Below are 2,654 nucleotides of genomic sequence, written 5' to 3' on the forward strand. Positions count from 1 at the left end.
GCTGTTGAAGGCACTATATGGCCTGAAACAAGCACCTAGAGAATGGTATGCAGAAATCGACTCCTTCTTAACATCGGACTTGGATCTCGCCTTCACACGCTCGGAATTCGATCACAACCTCTATATTAGAGATGACTGCATTCTCTTACTCTATGTGGATGACATGCTCATATTTACCAAATCGAATGCCGTGAAGAAAGCTATCAAGAAGAAATTGATGGACAAGTACCGAATGACGGACCTTGGAGAGGCCAAGACATTTTTAGGTTTTCAGATCACTAGAGATCGAAGCAAACGGACAATTACTATTCATCAAGAGAAATATGTTGAATCGGTCCTCGGACGCTTCGGAATGGAAAAGGCGAACGGCGTCTTCACACCTATGATCGCTGGAACGATTTTAGCTATGGCAGCTAATGAATTAGCTGAACTCGATGATATTAAGGCATATCAACAGATCAACGGAAGCATCATGTATGCGATGACTTCTACTCGACCAGACCTCGCGTTTACGATATCACGGCTTAGCAAATTCAATGCCAACCCAACGAATGAACATCAGCATGCTGCGAAGCGTGTTTTACGGTATCTTCGACAGACTACGAAGGTTGGCATTACATACGGCGGCCTTAATGAAGGTGTTGGCAGCACTGGCAAGGATGTCGAACTGGTCGGGTTCTCAGATTCAGATTTCGGTGCAGACCCAGATAATCGAAGGTCAATTGCTGGATACATCTTCACAGTGAACGGAGGCGCGATTTCCTGGAAATCTAAACAGCAGTTAGAGCTCGCATTATCGACTATGGAGGCCGAATACATTGGACTATCTGAGGCAGGAAGGGAGGCCATCTGGATCAGTGGTCTCTATAACGACGTAAATCAATTCATCGAGGGACGCATGTATCCACCTCAGGTTGATACTTGGTGGCATACTGAGGACCCTATAGAGGATGAAACTATCAACGAGCTAAGTCTCGATAGGTCCCCTGTCATGATTTATGGTGATAATCTAGCAGCAAATAGTCTCACTGAAGATCCAAAGCACCATGATCGAAGCAAGTCGATCGATATCAAATACCACTGGATTCGCGATGCGATCAGACGTCAGCAAATACAAATCAAGCATCTGCCAACTACAGAGATGACGGCGGACATTCTAACGAAGGCACTGGTACGGGCAAAGCATGAGGAATTCATGAGGTACATGGGTATGAATGTACGATCATCATGAAATTAGGAGGAGCTGGTCAGGTACTCCTCAAAAAGATAATGGATAGTGGATACGATGTGTGGATTCCAGACTACGGCAGTGCTTTCCCTTTGTTTTCCTCAAAGAGGTTTTTCAGGGTTTTATTGCAGCTGTTGGTACTCGTCAATTGGTACCTTACTACGAGTCAGGAGGAGCATCGTGTAAGAGTATGTGATAAGGGAGACACAGAAGCATGGACGAGGAGGAGTGTTGGAGTTTCGACCATGCCTCCTGTGGAGTTCGTCCCGCTGCTCGGTGTTCGTTTCATTGCTGGCACACGAGACACACATGGCACGCATGTACGAGACAAGCAGTCTCATGTTAAGCATATAGCTCGGTGGTTTGCCCACCTTAGAATATGTAGAATAAGAACAATTGATGTAACTGCGACCGGCTATTTTAACAGGTTATGAGCCCGGTGCTTCTATAAGCTCGGGTAGTCACGAAGACACGTGACATCATTTTTTGTACTTGTGCGAGATTCACCGACGCGACTTCTCTTCGCTTCATCTCGCTTCACCCCACTTCACCTCACTTCGCCTTCACCACCTTTTTGCACAGCAGCAAGGCAGGTTACGAGGGAGCCAGTCTTTGGCCGTGGTATCCGGTTGAACCGATGCCCAGTCCAAAGTTGGTGTAAGGCCTCAGGTTCCTCCTTGGCTTGCTCGCTCATCGGCTCGTGACGACACAGCAGCACGGGGCTGGGCCTCATCTTCAGTAAGCTGCCTTGGGCGGATTCATTCACCGGCAACACTGTTGGAGGTGCTGCTCACCTGGCAGCGGCTGCTTGAGGTCATCGCAGGGAACGGAGCACTCAGGAAGTGGACAGAGGACAGCGCTCATTGTGCTCACAGTGGACTTGATGTTCGCAATGCTTACAGTGATTATAGGGCATTCACATCACGAATCCTAGGGCCTTTAGAGCCGCACACTCGATTCTCTAGGTCTGGCATTTACTACATCTCTGTGTTCTACAGATCAGGTGATCGAGCTAGACTGGATCTACCTGAGGAATTTCCTCAGCTTGATCCATCGTCACCAGGGCAACCGTTTACAGGTCGTTAGAAAGATCGTTAGAAACCGACCAAGATTACGGTCCACTACAGCGGTGAAGTGCACTTTGTTGCCTATTTCTACATATTGGTCTACCTAACCTACGATGGCCACTACCACTTCTGGAAGTCTGGTTGCATTTACCGAAACCGATGGGGTCCAGTACTTCTCCCATAGATACGGTCGCTGTGTCAGACTTACAACTACGAACTTTCCCAAGTGGGACGATGAGGTTACAGGCCTACTTATTACGGCAGATCAGTTCGGCATAGTCACTGGCACCGAAGCAGAACCTGAAGCTCCATCCATTGGAGACAAATTCAGTACAGTGGACAAGCACAAGTATGAACTT

The 2,654-nt window shown here is 47.8% G+C and carries 2 protein-coding genes; both read left to right on the forward strand.

The window, feature by feature from the left end; all coding sequences use genetic code 11:
* On the forward strand, nt 1-1,231 hold a 1,231-nt coding region (locus tag DMG62_21820), incomplete at its 5' end, for a hypothetical protein (GenBank protein PYY20811.1).
* Nucleotides 1,228-1,662 (forward strand): hypothetical protein, encoded by a 435-nt coding sequence (locus DMG62_21825; protein PYY20812.1) that lies wholly within the window; start codon nt 1,228-1,230, stop codon nt 1,660-1,662. The genes DMG62_21820 and DMG62_21825, both read left to right, overlap by 4 nt.
* Nucleotides 1,663-2,654 lie beyond the last annotated feature (992 nt).

This window comes from Acidobacteriota bacterium, from assembly GCA_003225175.1.
Classification (GTDB): Bacteria; Acidobacteriota; Terriglobia; order Terriglobales; family Acidobacteriaceae; genus Gp1-AA112.